We start from the raw sequence: 16,095 nt of genomic DNA on the forward strand, positions 1-16,095 counted from the left end.
ATTAAAATCCCTCAATCTCCCGTAGTGTCTCATCTTCCAGCCATTCATCTATGGGGTTACTACTCTGAAATTCAATCCACGCCCCCGAGATGGATAACTTCACAATGAATGTCATCACATAGCCCGGCTTATTCAGCTTCACGTCAGGGAAAGGCATCGTTATATAATGTTCCGTATTCGATGGGGAATCCGAGGCATCGTGATGGATGAACGCGACGTTTACCGCCGTAAAATTCTTACTAAGCTCGATATTCTGCGGAATGATCATCAGGCAATTTGCATAATCTCTTCCACCCATAGGCTCTAATGCACCGGCATCTACCATCAACGGATCTTCCCATAGGTAGTCGAACGCGTAGTCTGCGGGTTCGTATCCTTCATCATCATTCAATTCGGGTATATTGGTCCAGGTGGCGGTAGCCATATCAAACCGGCCGGTATTGATAATGCGTCCCGCTGTCATATTAAATTCGGTGACTTCGTAGCGTTCGACCTCGTTCGGTAAAGGATCATCATTCTCTACCAAAGGGGCAATCATAAAGCGAAGCCAGAGCAGCGCGTGCTTCATGTTGTACTTCACGCTGCCATTGTTTTTTTCGTAGTTGATGTTTTGCACATCCGCATTATATTCCGAATAGAGCAGGTCGATCTGCTCGCTCATATTTTCCGGTACGCTGTAAATTAAATAGGGGTAGCTTATAGTATCCTCTTCTTCCAATTCTTTTATTTTCTCAGGAACAACAGCGAACGATCCTTTCGGAAAGTTCTCTTGATGGGGTGAATAAGCGAAGAAGGTATTCTTTATCGCTGGGTTGGCGGGCCAATAGGCTATGGGGGTGTAACTCCAGGATGATAACTCACCGGTCTCTTCATTCACAACCATTCGTTCGGCAAGCGCGTTATCGAATAGGTTGGGCGCTGTCTTACCATTAAAATCGTCCGTTCCCGTTGAGTAACCGATAATGCCAAGCGAGAGTATCTGGTCGGCCGTAGTCGTAACCTCCGCTTTGGTCAGGTCGGCATCTACATATAAACCGATCTTACGCGAGTTGTCCGGTGGTGTAGGCTCCTCTGCTTGTTCTTTGTCGCAACCCCATAACAGAGTTGCAAACAGGAATAATCCGATATATATATTACGGTTCATCATCATCATTTTTTTCTTATGATAAGCGTTCCTGGGTTGGTAAGCACATCCGATGGGTTGATGTTGGTCGTTCCTCCTTCAAGAGTCGGAAAGCCATCGACAGCGGGGAGTGTGGCAGACGTGGTGCCGTCTACATCATCTATCTCATAGCCTCCTTCACTTGCCCATTTCTCCCAGTCGATTCCCGGATGATCGCCTGTCTTGATCGTCTGTTTGGCTGACACAAGATCCCAATTCTCTTGATAATTCTTCAGGACAACAGTAGATTGCCTGGTTGGGTCATCATGATCATTGGGGTCGGTGGGGTCGCCGTGGTACGTATCCCATTTGCGAATCAGTTTCTTCATGTCGAACATAACATGCTGCCCCGTCTTGAAACTGGATAACAGACCCGCAGTGGTCAGCACTGCCACATCAAACTCCATATCGTGGGTTACATCGTTCACACCATACAAGCCAAAATACTTGTATGTATGCGAAAAACTATTTGCGTTGATCTTATTGAGTACATCCAGGGCGAATAGCATGTTTTCCGCATCTTTTTTTCTGTACATGGTAAGCATAATCGTTTGCAACACAAGGCTGGTAGCCCACTCGCCGATTGTTATATCATCGGAATCAGCCACCTCGACGCTGATTTCGTTTCCCCGGAAGTTCAAGGTGACATTAAATGAACGGCCTTGCGTAGATCCTTCAAAGGGAGTACTCTCCGTTTTCAGATCCAGTCCAATTGTTTTGTCGCTTCCATTGGAGGTCTTAATGCGCAACGTATATTCATTGCCGTCACCTGCCGTAACCGGCGCAGCAAGGATATAAGCTTGTGGTGCCAGATCATCACTCTTCAGGGCGATAGGGATCCCGGTAGAATAGTTTGAAACCGGTGTATCGTCTGCTACCAGATGTGCGCTTAGCGTGCTGATACTATTGTCTACCGAATAGGCGGAGTTCACGGGAACCGCTGCTCCCATATTCGCAGCACCCAATGATACGGTTACTTTGTTTTTGGTATTCGTCAATTGTAAATCCGTAATATCTCCCCAAGCCGCCGGTATACCAGCGTTTTCAGTTACCAGTGTGATATGCAGCTTTGTCAACAGGTGGTTGAATGTAAATTCCGGCTTCTCCGCCGCCTGCGAGATGTCCGAAGAGGTTTGCAGGGCAAACATCACATCCTCTTTACCGGTAAAGGTAAAAGAGGCGGTGGTAGTCGGAGAAGCGCTCCAGCCGGTAGCTGGATAGAGGCCGCAGAAATAAAGCGAAGAGCCATCGAGTTCATAAAAACTCTTTCCCGAAAATCCTTCCGTATCATACGGTGTTCTTCCTGCCCCTGTGAAGGTCATCGTGCCGTCGGCATGAAGCTTGCCGGTTGACGCCGTATAATCACCGGAGGTTTTCGAGGCAAGTACCCGCGCCTTTAACGGACTATCCACGCTCGGGCTCGTCTCGTTATAGGGCGCTTTGGTCTCGACGGAAGGTTGACGCAGGGAGGTAGCACTGGCGACAATCTCCGCCCCCGTATTGCCTCCGATGAAGTCAGGGTCATTGTCTGAACAACCAGACAAGAGCCCTAATCCCATCAAACAAAGAAATAGTATGTGTCTACCCTTTTTCACGCTATAAGTTTACTACTTATTCTACATCTACCGCAGCGCCGCCCGATGCAACCCATTCCGCTACAGTAGCCGTAGCCGTAATGCCTGTTGCTTGGAATGTTAATGCGATCTCAAAAGATTTACCTTGGGTAGATCCCGTAAATTCAGTAGATGGCGCATCCTTTTGCCTTAAATTTATCTTTACTTCACGACCTCCCGTATAAGTAGAAGAATAGATTTTTAATGTAAAATCAGCTGTTCCGGTTGCTGTGATGGGTGCCACCATAGCGTAAGCGTTAGGAGAGTCAGGGAAATTAGTGCCCAATGTTATAACTTTATCTCCATCTCCACCAGTTTCTACTTCTGAAACCGCAACATCTGTTCCCGTATGATAGAAGGGGATAACGACCGTTGTTGATCCACTTTTGGAAGGAACCACGGCTGGTATAGGGGTGCCTTCTGCCGGCTTTGTTGCCATCGTTACTGTTACCGTATTAAGCGGTTCTACCGCTGCTCCTCCAGCTTTTATTAAATCTATCCCTGTGATATTCCCCCAAGCAGCTTTCCCATCAGTATCCGCTTTCACAGACACATTCAACAGGGTCAATAGGTGATTGAATTCCAGATTAGGAACAGTTCCACCAAGAGCAGCATCTTTTGTATTGGATACCTGCCAGGCATACATTACATCTTCTTTACCGGTAAAGGTAAAAGAGGCTTTTTTAACAGCATCACCGCTAGCATCCGAAGCAGGAAGCGTCCATGTATCATACGGATGGAATCCGCTGAAATAGATAGCTGAATTACTCCCTGGATAATAGGTGGTAGTGGAAGGAGTAGTTTCATAACCTACCGCAGTAGGCGTTCCTTCAGAGCTTATGAAAATCATTTTTCCGTTTGAATAAAGAGACTTATACTCAAGCGATGTTGCTGAAGAAACAACCCGTGCTGTCAAATTCGCAGTTGTTCCCGGCGTTGTATCCATATACGGTGCCTTTGTCTCTACGCCAATCGCCAGGCTTTTGGCGCTTAGGGTGATCGCTACCGGATCGGTCTCTTCGGGTATCAGTTCATTATCTCCCGAGTTACAGGCACTCAACAGACAAATGGATAATGCGAATACTAAATACTTTTTCATTTTTGTATGTATTTAAATTGTTCTTTATTTATTTTTTATTCGATAGTACCTGCTCCTGTTCCGCCGGCTACCCAATCGGTCACTGTTGCCGTAGCTTTGATTTCTGTTCCTTTGAAAGTAAGCGTAACATTAAAAGCATATCCCGCCGTATTTGTTACTTCAGCATTTTTTGGGGTAAGCTGTACTGTAACAGGGATGGCAGTCGTGGCAGTCGTTGTTTTTATATTCAGTACATAAGCGTTTTGTGCGTCTGTACCAGACAGCGTAACCGGTGTTACCAATGAATAAGCCACCCGTGCTGCTGCAGTGGGGATTTCAATACTTTTCTCTCCCAAATTGGCAACAACAGTATCTTTAGCATGATAGGCAGTTGCACCTGCTTTGTAGAAAGGAATAGTTCCGGTAGTACCGAATGTAACAGCGTTTGTAGAGAAAGTCACGGTTGCGATCGTATTTACCGCAGCAAGCCCTGAGCTACCCTTTGCCTGCGTTAAACTAAGATCGGTGATTTTGCCCCAGGCAGCAGATGTTTCTGCTTTAGCCGTAGCATCATCACCGCCTGCCACCACCAATATATTCAGTTTTGTCAGCTTATGTGTGAAGGCTAACGTAGGATAAGAAGGGGTCGTGCCCGTTGCTGCAGATTTACTGGTACTCACTTGCGCCGCTGTCATAATATCGCTCTTCCCGTCAATCGGGTGAGTCGTTGCTGTTCCAAAAGTGCTCCATCCGCCGGTGCCAATGGCAGCCGGATAAAGCCCCACCATATAGATGGTCTGATCCCCGGGAAAAGATTTGTTTCCACCGGTTTCGATAGAGGCAAAAGCGACAGGTGTTTCTCCATTAGCCGTAAATGTCATCGTCCCGTTTGTATGGAGCGCTGAATAATTATCTTCTGTTTTAGAGACCAACACCCTTGCGGTTAAATTGTTGGTGCCGCTAATCGCCCCTTCAAACGGTGCTTTTGTTTCCACCTCCAAGGTCAACGCTTTGGATTTAGCCATAATTGCTACCTCCTGCGTGTTGTCAAAACCGTTGTCATCCTTTGAGCAACCGGTCCATGCCGTAGCCATTCCTATGGCGGCTACCATCCATAAATAACTTTTCTTCATGATCATTCTTTTTTAAATTATTACTTGTTTTTATTATTTTCTTCTTTTATAGTTGTTTTTACGCTTATCTATCTATCGTGCCCGATCCTTCGCCTCCCTCTTTCCAGGGGGTGACCCAGGCGGTCGTTTCTATATCCACCTCTATCTCTTCCTCTTTTTTCCGGAACGTCAGGGTGATCTCATACGAATGCCCCGCGGCAAAAGTGGATTCACCCAGAGGGGTTATGCATACATCCCGGAATATGCCTTTGTTGTCGGTCGCGATGTCCAGATAGAACTGTCGCAATCCGGGTTGCAACATCAGGCTGCCGGCAATCTTCTGTGGCTTCTCCTCTGTGCCCGTTATCTTCACGGGATAGGAAGAGGGGAGAGCAATATGTTGCGGATTAGACCAATCACCCAAATTGCCATCTTCGATATACAAGACAGAAGAGGTATTGACATCCCTGAATGTGATACTTTCTATGGCCGTTTCGCTAAAGTCACCCTCATCGATCAAGACAAAATGGAACTGGCTCAACAGATGGTTATAGGCTAAAGAGGCCGGTATTTTATTGTCGGATCCGACCACCGGATCGGCATACATCAGGTCTTCCTCGCCTGTCAGGGTGAAGTGAAGTAACGGAGCGGCTCCCGTTTGCTCTTCCATATAGTTCGCCCCTGCTTCGCCGGTCGGCGCATACGGATAATAGGAGTAGAAACGTACCTCTTCGCGGTAGGGATAATAATAGGTTCCTTCCCACTGAAGCCTGCCTGTCTCTGTATCGACAGCAGTTGTGCGCACATGGGGCATCACCGCCGGTAGCGACCAATCGGTGATGGCATAGATGCCTATCCGGTCGCCCATCTTGGCCAGGTCGGAGAGATCGTTGACGGAGGCACGCGATTCATAGGCATCAGTTTTCACCCCCAGCGTTATTTTAGCGCAAGAGGGCACCGGTGCCGTCTCCTCTTTCACGCAAGAGAACAGGGCGCAGATGCCAAAACAGGCTACTATGAATCGTTTAGTTTTCATCATTCTGTTATATCTCCCGTACCTTTTCCCTCTTCCCAGGGTTTAACCGTTGCTGTCAGGCCACCGTCGATCACCTCCAGCTCTACCTCAATCTCAACGGGAATATCGATTGGTATATCACCTTTGTTGCTGTCCAGTATGTCGGTTATAACCTCGCTCAGGTCGACCTCTGCCCAATAAGTGTTCGATTCGTCGTCTTCGAGTACCACATGCATCTTGTTATGATAATGCGTTCCATTGGACGGATTATAGAGTCCCAATAGGTGAATAACTGCCGTAGCCGTATTATCCTCGCTTAGTTCAATGTCAAAAGGGATCTTCCAGTCGGTCTCATCGCCAACGGGCAGTCCGGTCGCCAGGTAAACAGCATAATAAACACCTTCGAGCATACCACTTATGCGCTGATATTCATCGCCATTTGTAACACTAAACTGTAGGAAAAGCGTTCTTGTCAGGGCATACATCCGGGAATGTACGATTGTTTCCTCTTCGGCAGTAACCATGGCTGATTCCACTGCCAGGCGGAAGGCGTTTTCGGAAGGGAGGAGTTCTTTGGCGTCAGTTTTTGTCTGATCGACCCGGATAGCGGTTGCTTTCGCCTGATGGTAATCATCGAGATCCGTAAAGTCGAGACCCAAGGTATTGGTGTTATGGCTGATAAGGGAATAAATGCCTGCTTCGGTAGTGATACTATATTCCGACGAAGCGGTTTCCAGGTGTAAGGGGGTCGCCTCCATCTGGTAGAGATGGGTATTAAGCACAGGGGTTACCTCTTGTTCTTCCCACTCGGGATAAACATGCAGTATGCCTTTTGTCTCCTTAGTCTTCTCTTGCAACGTAGCTTCCGTGCAAGCAATCATAAAAAGAACAAAGACAAATAACCCTATTACTAAAAATCGATTCCTTACTTGCATTCAATTATATCATGAATCACTGATATCTTTCCCCTAAAATCGGTAAGCCAGGCTGATATTCCACTCCATGACTCCCCATTTGTTCGCTTTTTCTTCTCCGATATAAAATTTATCAGGATCGCTCCACTCATACGCGCGCGCGTTAGAATCTCTATATCCCGCGCGAACGCCTGTTTCAACACCTAATCCTTTATAAATAGTCCAATAGTATCCAACAGAAAGCCCAGCCTGCCAATATTTTCCGGTATAATTATCCGTTGGGCGGGTCGCATTTGCTGTTTTACTCTTATTGCGCACATCGTAATCTCCGGCTCCTATAAATGCCCCGACATAAAGCCCGGTATTTTTATTCCCCATCAACCAACGACGTGGCTCCATACTATAACCAGAAACGCCCCAAAATGTTCGCTCAGCCCCGTAATTCCAATACGCGTACATCGCAGACGCTTGTAGCGACCACTGGGAAGAAATGAAATATTCAACTGTGAGATTAGGGGTAAAAGCGGTATGCTTGAACTCCGATGTGAATCCGATCCAACGTAAACTGTTTGTTTTAAAGGCTAATAGAGGAGATTCCTTTTCTTTTACTTCCTGAGCACCTGATTCAAGAATCTCTTTTTTTTGCTCAGCATGAAGCGGAACAAAACTCCATAGTATAAAAATCAACACATGCAATATACCCCTACTCTTATTGTAAGCATTATTCATTAATACGCTCTATTATAGAACCATATACACCCTTCATCAAACAATAACAAAAAATTTCCCCCTTATATTCAATAAAGTTTGTACACTTACCTGTTAAATTAAAAATACAGCCAATGAATTTCCACACTTATCCTTCTACAAAGGAAGGCATTTTATTTGATAATACGAAAAAAACCAGCGATTTATCATTGGTTTTCTCTACAAATTGATCATTTCACACTTCTTTCGCTTCATTTATAGTCCGAAGCACCCACCTGGGAGCCTCTCGTCCGCTGAAAAAGAAGGGATAAGAACAAAAAAACTGCCACCCCTCAACGGGATGGCAGCACAAATAATTTCTTTTGAAGAGGTTTTACCCTAAATAAGTTTTTAGGAGCTTGCTACGTGTTCCTTGTCTCAATCTTCTGATTGCCTTTTCTTTGATCTGGCGGACGCGCTCTCTTGTGAGGCCAAATTTGTCGCCAATCTCTTCTAATGTCATTTCCTGACAGCCAATACCGAAAAACATTTTGATTATCTCACACTCTCTTTCGGTCAATGTAGCAAGCGCTCTATCAATCTCCTTAGCTAATGATTCGTTCATCAACGACCGGTCGGCGATCGGAGCATCATCGTTCACAAGTACGTCTAAGAGGCTGTTGTCTTCGCCTTCCACGAACGGAGCATCCACCGAGATATGACGTCCGGACACCTTCAGGGTATCGGAAATCTTATCAACAGGGATATCCAATTCATCTGCCAGCTCTTCGGGAGAAGGACGACGTTCGTTTTCCTGTTCGAATTTCGAGAAGGCTTTGCTGATCTTATTCAGCGAACCTACCTGATTCAACGGGAGACGAACAATACGTGACTGCTCTGCCAACGCCTGCAGAATAGACTGGCGAATCCACCATACCGCATAAGAAATAAACTTAAAACCACGCGTCTCGTCGAATTTTTCTGCCGCTTTAATCAAACCCAGGTTGCCTTCATTAATCAGGTCGGGCAAACTTAAGCCTTGATTTTGATATTGCTTTGCAACAGAAACAACGAAACGCAAATTGGCTCTTGTCAATTTCTCTAATGCTTTACGGTCTCCTCTTTTAATAGCCTGTGCCAATTCTACTTCCTCTTCCACCGTGATAAGATCTTCACGCCCAATCTCTTGGAGATACTTATCAAGGGAAGCGCTTTCGCGATTGGTAATGGACTTGGTAATCTTTAGTTGTCTCATCCAATTTGTTTCATTGAAAATATGGGGTGCAAAGTTACACTTTTTTTCGGATAAATTGGCTGAATGCACCCCACATCCAGCCAATTAAGTACCTTTAACAATCTTTTTACCCAAAAGACGAACGCCTATTCTGCTAAATCGATCGCATAATACCTCGAACGTCCATTCGGATACATCCCTTTAATAAACAACACCTGGTCATCCGTCGACTTCATCACATTCTCCACAATCTTTTCAAATTCCTCCGGAGTAGACACGCGTTGATCATTCACGACCATGATAATATATCCTTTCGTAATACCGGTTTCTTTAAACTTTCCATTGGAAACACCGGTCACCTCGATACCATATCGAATACCATATTGTCTTTTCTGACTATCTGTCAGTTCCTTAAAGGCAGCACCCAACACATCGGCCACATCACCACGGTTCTTCACCACCTCCGTATTGCCCTGCGCATTTCGCAACTCTACGGTAAAGGTTTGTTTCTTACCATAACGGTCTACTTCAACCTTCACCTTATCACCCGGACGATACTTACTAATCTGTTCCTGCAATGCGCTTGCCGTACGGATAGTTACATTATTCACGCCAACAATCACGTCACCCACTTCCATACCGGCTTCCCGGGCAGAGCTGCGATCGGTAAATTCGGCAACATACGCACCTTCCGTCACCTTCAGATTTTCCTTGTCTTTTTTCACTTTTTCATCCGAAGAGAAAGGCATATTTTGTATATCAAGCATAGAAACCCCCATAATAGCCCGTTGCACCACGCCGTACTGTTTCAGGTCTGCCGCTACTTTTCCGGCAATACTGATAGGCACCGCAAAGGAGTATCCGGCAAAATTTCCGGTTTCCGAATAGATCGCGGTATTGATACCCACCAGTTCTCCTTTCGTATTCACCAAGGCGCCCCCACTATTACCCGGGTTCACCGCTGCATCTGTCTGGATAAACGACTCGATTCCGCCATTCGTGCGGGTGATACCACCACGTCCTTTGGCGCTGACAATACCGGCGGTCACCGTCGATGTCAGGTTGAAGGGGTTACCGATAGCCAATACCCACTCACCCACTTTCAGGGCTTCCGAGTCACCAAACGGGATCGTTGCCAGGTCGTTTGCCTCAATCTTAATCAGGGCAATATCGGTTTGCGGATCGGCCCCGATCACTTTCGCCGAAAATTTCCGGTTATCGTTCAGGGTCACTTCCAATTCATCTGCCCCGTCGATCACATGGTTGTTGGTCATAATATAGCCATCTACCGAGATGATCACGCCCGAGCCCGAACCCACACGGGGTTGCGGTTGCATCTGTCCGCGACCGCCAAAGCCAAAAAAGTATTCTTCCAGCGGATGTACATATTGCCTTCCGCTACGCTGCTGCGCTTTGGCCGTTGCTTTAATATGCACAACAGCATGCACCGAGTTCTCCGCAGCTACCGTAAAATCGATATTCTCTGCAGCCACGGTGTTATAATTGGCATAATGAAATGGTTGTTGTTTAAACCCATATTCCGAGTCCACCGAATAGGTCGGCTCCGACAATTTTTTATTTGTCAGGTATGAACTCGTACCAATAGCGGCACCTACACTAATAGCTGCTACTGCCACAACCCCTAATAGATTCTTCCACGCTTTCTTCATACACTTTCAATCTTTTAATTAAACACTTAATTTTAACATTTTATTTATGCACAAATAAACTCAAAAATCGTGCTGTTATTCCCTACTCCACCTCCTTTTTCAACTCTTTTAACGCCTTACAGGCTCCGCTTAACGGGGATTAACAGTACTGTGCATAACAATGTACTCATTTCGAATCCTCCTGCCATTTCGACAGTCGTCCATATATAGAACAGACAAACTTCCCGAAGGTTTAAACCATTTTGTCAGTTTAAGTCTTTTTTAGGATAATGCAAGCAATTTGCTGGCTGAGCATGGTCGCCTGCAAATTCTCTCGACAAAAATAACGCCGACAGAAATAACAATTTTGATAGAACACTATAAATCCCGTAGATGAATAAGAGGGGGAATAGTTACGTTAATTTCAATTAATCGACTATTTATGGTATTTTTGTAATTCTCAAACATAAGTAAAAATCTAAAATACAAACACATGAAACAAATCAGCAAAATCATCACCGTCATGACCACAGCGGGGTTTCTTTTCCCTTCTTGTATCAGTTCACAACACAACACGCTGACGGAAGCAGAAAAAGCCGAAGGATGGCAGCTATTATTCGATGGGGAAACCATGCAAGGCTGGCGGGATTACAACGGAACCACGCTGACTGAACCCTGGCATGTGGTAGATGGTTGCATTCAGGCGGTAGGTAAGGGAAGCGATGGGAACGGCTATATCGTGACCGAGAAGATGTATGAGAACTTCGAGCTTTCCTGGGACTGGAAACTGACGAAGGGGGGAAATAGCGGCATGTTGTATCATGTGGTGGAACGCCCGCAATACAAAGTGCCATACGTGACCGGGCCAGAATATCAACTATTGGATGTGCCTAATTTCGAAGGTGAATTGGAAGAATGGCAAAAGTTGGGCGTCGACTATGCGATGTATCTGCCTGACCAGTCGAAAATGAAGGTGAATCCGTACGGAAAATGGAACAACTCGAAGATCGTTTTCGACAATGGCCATGTGGAACATTGGTTGAACGGGCAAAAGATCCTTGAGTTTGAGGCCTGGACAGACGACTGGCATAGCCGTAAGAACAGTGGTAAATGGGCGAATGCTCCGGAATATGGTTTGGCCAAGAAGGGAGTAATCTGCCTGCAGGATCATGGCGACCCCGCCTCGTTTCGCAATATCAAGATCAAAGAGCTTCCACATAAACCAAGCAAAGAGAGGTTGCTTTTCAATGGCATCGACCTACACGGATGGGAAGCCTACGGAACGGAACTCTGGTATGTAAAAAACGGTTTATTGTATTGTGAGAGCGGACCCGACAAACAATATGGCTACCTGGCCACGCGTGATTACTACGACAACTTCGACCTGACGGTTGAATTCAAACAGGAGGCCGACGGTAACTCCGGCGTGTTTATCCGTTCTTTCATTGAAGAGAAGGTGAAAGTGAACGGCTGGCAGGTTGAAGTAGCGCCAAAGGGACACGGAACGGGCGGCATTTACGAATCGTACGGGCGCGGCTGGATCGCACAGATTACGAAAGAACAGGAGGAACACCTGAAAGTGGGCGACTGGAACACGATGCGTATCAAGGTTGCCGGCGACAACATAAAAACATGGCTGAATGGCCATCCGATGATCGACCTGACAGACGAGAAGATAGGCAAAGGCCAGGGACGTATCGCGTTGCAGATCCACGACGGAGGCGGCATTAAGGTGGCATGGAGAAACCTGATTCTTAGTGACGAATGATGAATTATGAATGATGAATGATGAATGATGAGAATTCGCGACTTTTCATAATTCATAATTCATAATTCATAATTTATTCACCATCTTACGTGCCTCCTCCTCGGAGAGACGACGGCGGGAGGCATAGTCGGCAAGCTGGTCTTCGCCAATGGCTCCGATGAGGAAATAATCGGCTTCAGGATGGGCGATATAGAGTCCGCTGACAGAGGCTGTCGGCAACATGGCACCGTTCTCCGTCAGGCGAATGCCGATGCGGGAGATATCCAACAGGCGGTCAATCGTGAAGTTCAGTCCCTGATCGGGCAAGGATGGATAACCAATGGCCGGACGGATCCCTTGGTAGTGCGCTTTGAATAGCTCTTCCACCGGTAAAGACTCCTCGGGGGCATATCCCCAGAACTCCGTTCGTACCTTTTTATGGAGGTACTCGGCAGTGGCCTCGGCCAGGCGGTCGGTTACTGTTTGCAACAACAGGGCATTGTAGGTATCGCCATCGGCTTCAAACTGTTGCTTCAGGTAATCCATGCCGGCTCCTCCGGTTACGGCAAAGGCGCCCACATAATCGGTTCTGCCTTCTGTTCGCGGCATCACATAGTCGGCCAGCGAGCGGCAAACCGCTTCGTCGCGCTTGGCTTGCTGACGCAACATCGGGAATGACTCCTCGCCTATATAGAGCGTATCGTTCTCACTATAAGCTGGAAAGAGGCCGTAAACCGCCTTGCAATATTCCGCTTTCAGTCCGACAAGGCGATCCAACAGGCGGTTGGCATCCTTATAGAGCTGCATCGCTTCAGCCGCTTTGCCTCTTTTCTCTTCCGGAAACGAGGAGAGCCAGGAGGCACGACAGGCATCACAACCGTGCAAACGGGTGATCTCCGCATAGGAGGCGCCTAACTTCCAGGCGGAAAAGAAATAGGTCCAATTGATATAAGGAATGACCTCTTCCACGGGGATATAGGAAATTTCCTGGATTCCTTTCTGTTGAGGCTCGACAGGCGAATAGGTTTGCCAGTCGATTGAAATTCGGTTTTCACGCGCTTTTTGCAAAGAAAGAAGAGAAATCTCTTTCTGGTTTACGCCCAAACACAAGGCTTCTTGCTCTTTGTTTAATTCTTCGATAAAAGCATCGCGTGTCAGGGGATTTAATAGTTTGGCAGCCACCAATGGAGTCTGCGACGCATCGACCACATGGATCACCGGATAGTTATAATGAGGAGCGATCTTCACAGCCGTATGCAACTTAGAGGTCGTGGCTCCACCGATCATCAACGGAATCTGCAAACCGGCTTTCTGCATCGCGTCGGCTACCTGAACCATCTCGTCCAACGAGGGGGTAATCAGGCCGGAGAGGCACACCAGATCGGGTTTTTCCTCGATGGCTTTGCGGATAATCTCTTCTGCCGGCACCATAACACCCAGGTCGATCACTTCGTAATTGTTGCAGGAGAGGACGATAGAGACGATGTTCTTGCCGATATCATGCACATCACCTTTCACGGTGGCAAACAATACCTTACCGGCTTTCGAGGAGGCCTCGGCGGCTTTCTGCTTTTCAATGACCGGTTGCAGAATGGCAACCGCCTTTTTCATCGTACGGGCTGTCTTCACTACCTGCGGGAGAAACATCTTGCCTGCCCCGAAAAGCTCACCGACCCGGTTCATTCCGTTCATCAGCGGGCCGTCGATAATGTCTACCGCCTGCGGATATTGCTGCAAAGCCTCTTGGATATCGGCCTCCAGCCAATCGGTAAGGCCTTTCATCAAAGCCTGCTCCAGTCGTTCGCCGACCGGGCTTTCGCGCCATATCTCTTGTTTCTTTTCAAGTGTATCGGGTGTTTGTGGCTGTTGGTTCTGCGCATAGGTGATCAATTCGTCCACCGCTTCCGCACGGCGCGCCAGGATTACATCCTCCAAAAGACTGCGTAATTCGGCGCTTATATCATCGTATTGTACAGCTGTCGAAGGGTTCACAATGCCCATATCCATGCCTTTCGCTATGGCGTGGTAGAGGAATACGGCGTGCATCGCTTCGCGCAAATAGTTATTGCCCCGGAAAGAGAAAGAGAGATTGCTGATGCCGCCGCTGACTTTAGCGCCCGGCAGGTGCTTTTTGATCCATTCCACCGTACGAATAAAGGCCAGGGCATACCCATTGTGTTCCTCGATACCGGTGGCAATCGCCAGTACATTCGGGTCAAAAATGATATCCTGCGGAGGGAATGCTATCTTCTGTGTGAGCAAACGGTACGCCCGTTCGCATATTTCAATCTTGCGCTCGTAGGTGTCGGCCTGCCCTTTCTCGTCGAAAGCCATGACAACGACGGCGGCTCCTAAGCTGCGAATACGCGTTGCACGAGCCAGAAACACCTCTTCGCCCTCTTTCAGTGAGATGGAGTTGACGATGCTTTTGCCTTGTACACACATCAATGCCTGTTCGATCACCTCCCACTTCGAGGAATCGATCATCACAGGGACACGGGCTATATCGGGCTCCGCGGCGATAAGATGCAGGAAGTGACACATCTCCTTCGCGGTATCCAGCATACCATCGTCCATATTGATATCGATCACCTGCGCACCATCTTCCACCTGCTTGCGGGCAATCGAGAGGGCTTCTTCCTGTTTCCCCTCTTTAATCAGACGAAGAAACTTGCGTGAACCCGCCACATTGCAGCGTTCACCGATATTGATAAAGTTATTTTCCGGTTTTATTTCAAGCAGTTCCAGACCCGACAGCCAAAGATCAGTCGGCTTTTCTGCCGGGATATGCGGCTTAGCTCCCCGTACAAAGGCAGGGTATTGGGCGACATGATCGGGCGTCGTGCCGCAGCATCCGCCTAAGATATTCACTAATCCCTCTTCGACAAACGGCCGGACATGCGTAGCCATCAATTCAGGCGTCTCATCGTATGTGCCGAAACTATTGGGAAGCCCCGCATTTGGGTAGGCACTGATATAGTAAGGTGCTACGCTGGCCAATTCCTTCAGGTAAGGTTTCATATCGGCCGCGCCAAACGAACAATTCAATCCGATGCTAATGATCGGCGCATGCTGCACAGAGGCCAGAAACGCAGCCAGTGTTTGTCCGGAGAATGTGCGCCCCCCTTTCCCGGAAAGGGTGACGGAGAGCATGATCGGAAGCTCTTTATCTTTTTCTTTCAATACATCCACAGCCGCTTCCAATCCGGCTTTGGCATTGAGCGTATCGAATACGGTCTCGAAAAGAAGAATATCCACGCCTCCATCCACCAATGCCTCGATCTGTTCCTTGTAGGCGTCGTAAAGATCGCGATAGCTTACCGCCCGGTAGGCAGGATCATTCACATCCGGGCTCATGGAGGCGGTCTTATTGGTCGGACCGATAGAGCCTGCCGTAAAGAGTATACGATCGGTGCCGGCGGCACAGCTGTCTACCGCCTCCCTCACTAACCGGGCAGCGGCCAGGTTAATCTCCCGTACCTGTTGTTGCATGCCATAATCAGCCAGTGATATGGCATTGGCATTAAATGTATTAGTAGTGATTATATCCGCGCCGGCTCGCAGGTAATCCGCATGGATGGAAGCAAGCACATCGGGGCGTGTCAGGCATAAAAGATCGTTATTCCCTTTTTGTTGTTCCGGAACGTCGCGGAATTGCTCTCCCCTGTAATCTTCTTCCGTCAGTTGAAAGCGTTGGATCATCGTACCCAATCCGCCATCCAAGACGAGGATGCGAGTTGATAATTGATGACTGAATATGGATAAAGGAGAGGAGGGTGAAGGGGTTATTTGCTTATTTGTATGCATATTGTCAAAGTAATTATAGTGTAGAGGATTTATTGTCAATAGCTTATCAGTCATCCATTGTCAATTATCCATTTAAA

11 protein-coding genes are annotated in these 16,095 nt (G+C 47.4%); 1 reads left to right on the forward strand and 10 read right to left on the reverse strand.

Going from position 1 to position 16,095, the window contains the following annotated elements:
- Position 1: 1 nt before the first annotated feature.
- From M2137_RS11370 to M2137_RS11410, 9 genes are all read right to left on the reverse strand, one after another.
- Positions 2-1,144: a fimbrillin family protein gene (locus M2137_RS11370; RefSeq protein ID WP_280766564.1), complete on the reverse strand. Its 1,143-nt coding sequence runs from the start codon at positions 1,142-1,144 to the stop codon at positions 2-4.
- Between the two features lie 5 nt (positions 1,145-1,149).
- Complete coding sequence (locus M2137_RS11375) at positions 1,150-2,721, reverse strand: fimbrillin family protein (RefSeq protein ID WP_280766565.1); 1,572 nt, start codon at positions 2,719-2,721, stop codon at positions 1,150-1,152.
- A gap of 52 nt (positions 2,722-2,773) precedes the next feature.
- A complete protein-coding gene (locus M2137_RS11380; RefSeq protein ID WP_280766566.1) occupies positions 2,774-3,874 on the reverse strand; it encodes a fimbrillin family protein in 1,101 nt (366 codons plus the stop codon).
- Positions 3,875-3,909: 35 nt separating this feature from the next.
- Positions 3,910-4,986 carry a hypothetical protein gene (locus tag M2137_RS11385; RefSeq protein ID WP_280766567.1) on the reverse strand — a complete coding sequence of 359 codons (1,077 nt, stop codon included), beginning with the start codon at positions 4,984-4,986 and terminating at the stop codon, positions 3,910-3,912.
- 64 nt (positions 4,987-5,050) lie between these two features.
- Complete coding sequence (locus M2137_RS11390) at positions 5,051-6,004, reverse strand: fimbrillin family protein (RefSeq protein WP_280766568.1); 954 nt, start codon at positions 6,002-6,004, stop codon at positions 5,051-5,053.
- Positions 6,001-6,861, reverse strand: coding sequence for a hypothetical protein (locus M2137_RS11395; RefSeq protein WP_280766569.1), 861 nt, complete (start codon positions 6,859-6,861; stop codon positions 6,001-6,003). Before M2137_RS11395 ends, M2137_RS11390 begins: the two co-directional genes overlap by 4 nt.
- 87 nt (positions 6,862-6,948) lie before the next feature.
- Positions 6,949-7,623: a DUF3575 domain-containing protein gene (locus M2137_RS11400; RefSeq protein WP_280766570.1), complete on the reverse strand. Its 675-nt coding sequence runs from the start codon at positions 7,621-7,623 to the stop codon at positions 6,949-6,951.
- A 352-nt stretch (positions 7,624-7,975) separates the two neighbouring features.
- Positions 7,976-8,836 carry an RNA polymerase sigma factor RpoD/SigA gene (locus M2137_RS11405; RefSeq protein WP_280749524.1) on the reverse strand — a complete coding sequence of 287 codons (861 nt, stop codon included), beginning with the start codon at positions 8,834-8,836 and terminating at the stop codon, positions 7,976-7,978.
- 125 nt (positions 8,837-8,961) lie between these two features.
- The gene (locus M2137_RS11410; protein ID WP_280766571.1) at positions 8,962-10,485 is read right to left on the reverse strand and encodes a Do family serine endopeptidase; all 1,524 of its coding nucleotides are present in this window, start codon (positions 10,483-10,485) and stop codon (positions 8,962-8,964) included.
- A 502-nt stretch (positions 10,486-10,987) separates the two neighbouring features.
- On the opposite strand from M2137_RS11410, the gene M2137_RS11415 reads away from it, so the two are divergent.
- Positions 10,988-12,232 carry a DUF1080 domain-containing protein gene (locus M2137_RS11415; RefSeq protein ID WP_280766601.1) on the forward strand — a complete coding sequence of 415 codons (1,245 nt, stop codon included), beginning with the start codon at positions 10,988-10,990 and terminating at the stop codon, positions 12,230-12,232.
- 66 nt (positions 12,233-12,298) lie between these two features.
- On the opposite strand, the gene metH is transcribed toward M2137_RS11415, so the two are convergent.
- Positions 12,299-16,018: a methionine synthase gene (gene metH, locus M2137_RS11420; RefSeq protein ID WP_280766572.1), complete on the reverse strand. Its 3,720-nt coding sequence runs from the start codon at positions 16,016-16,018 to the stop codon at positions 12,299-12,301.
- Between the last annotated feature and the right edge of the window lie 77 nt (positions 16,019-16,095).

This window comes from Parabacteroides sp. PFB2-10 (assembly GCF_029893085.1).
GTDB lineage: Bacteria > Bacteroidota > Bacteroidia > Bacteroidales > Tannerellaceae > QVMG01.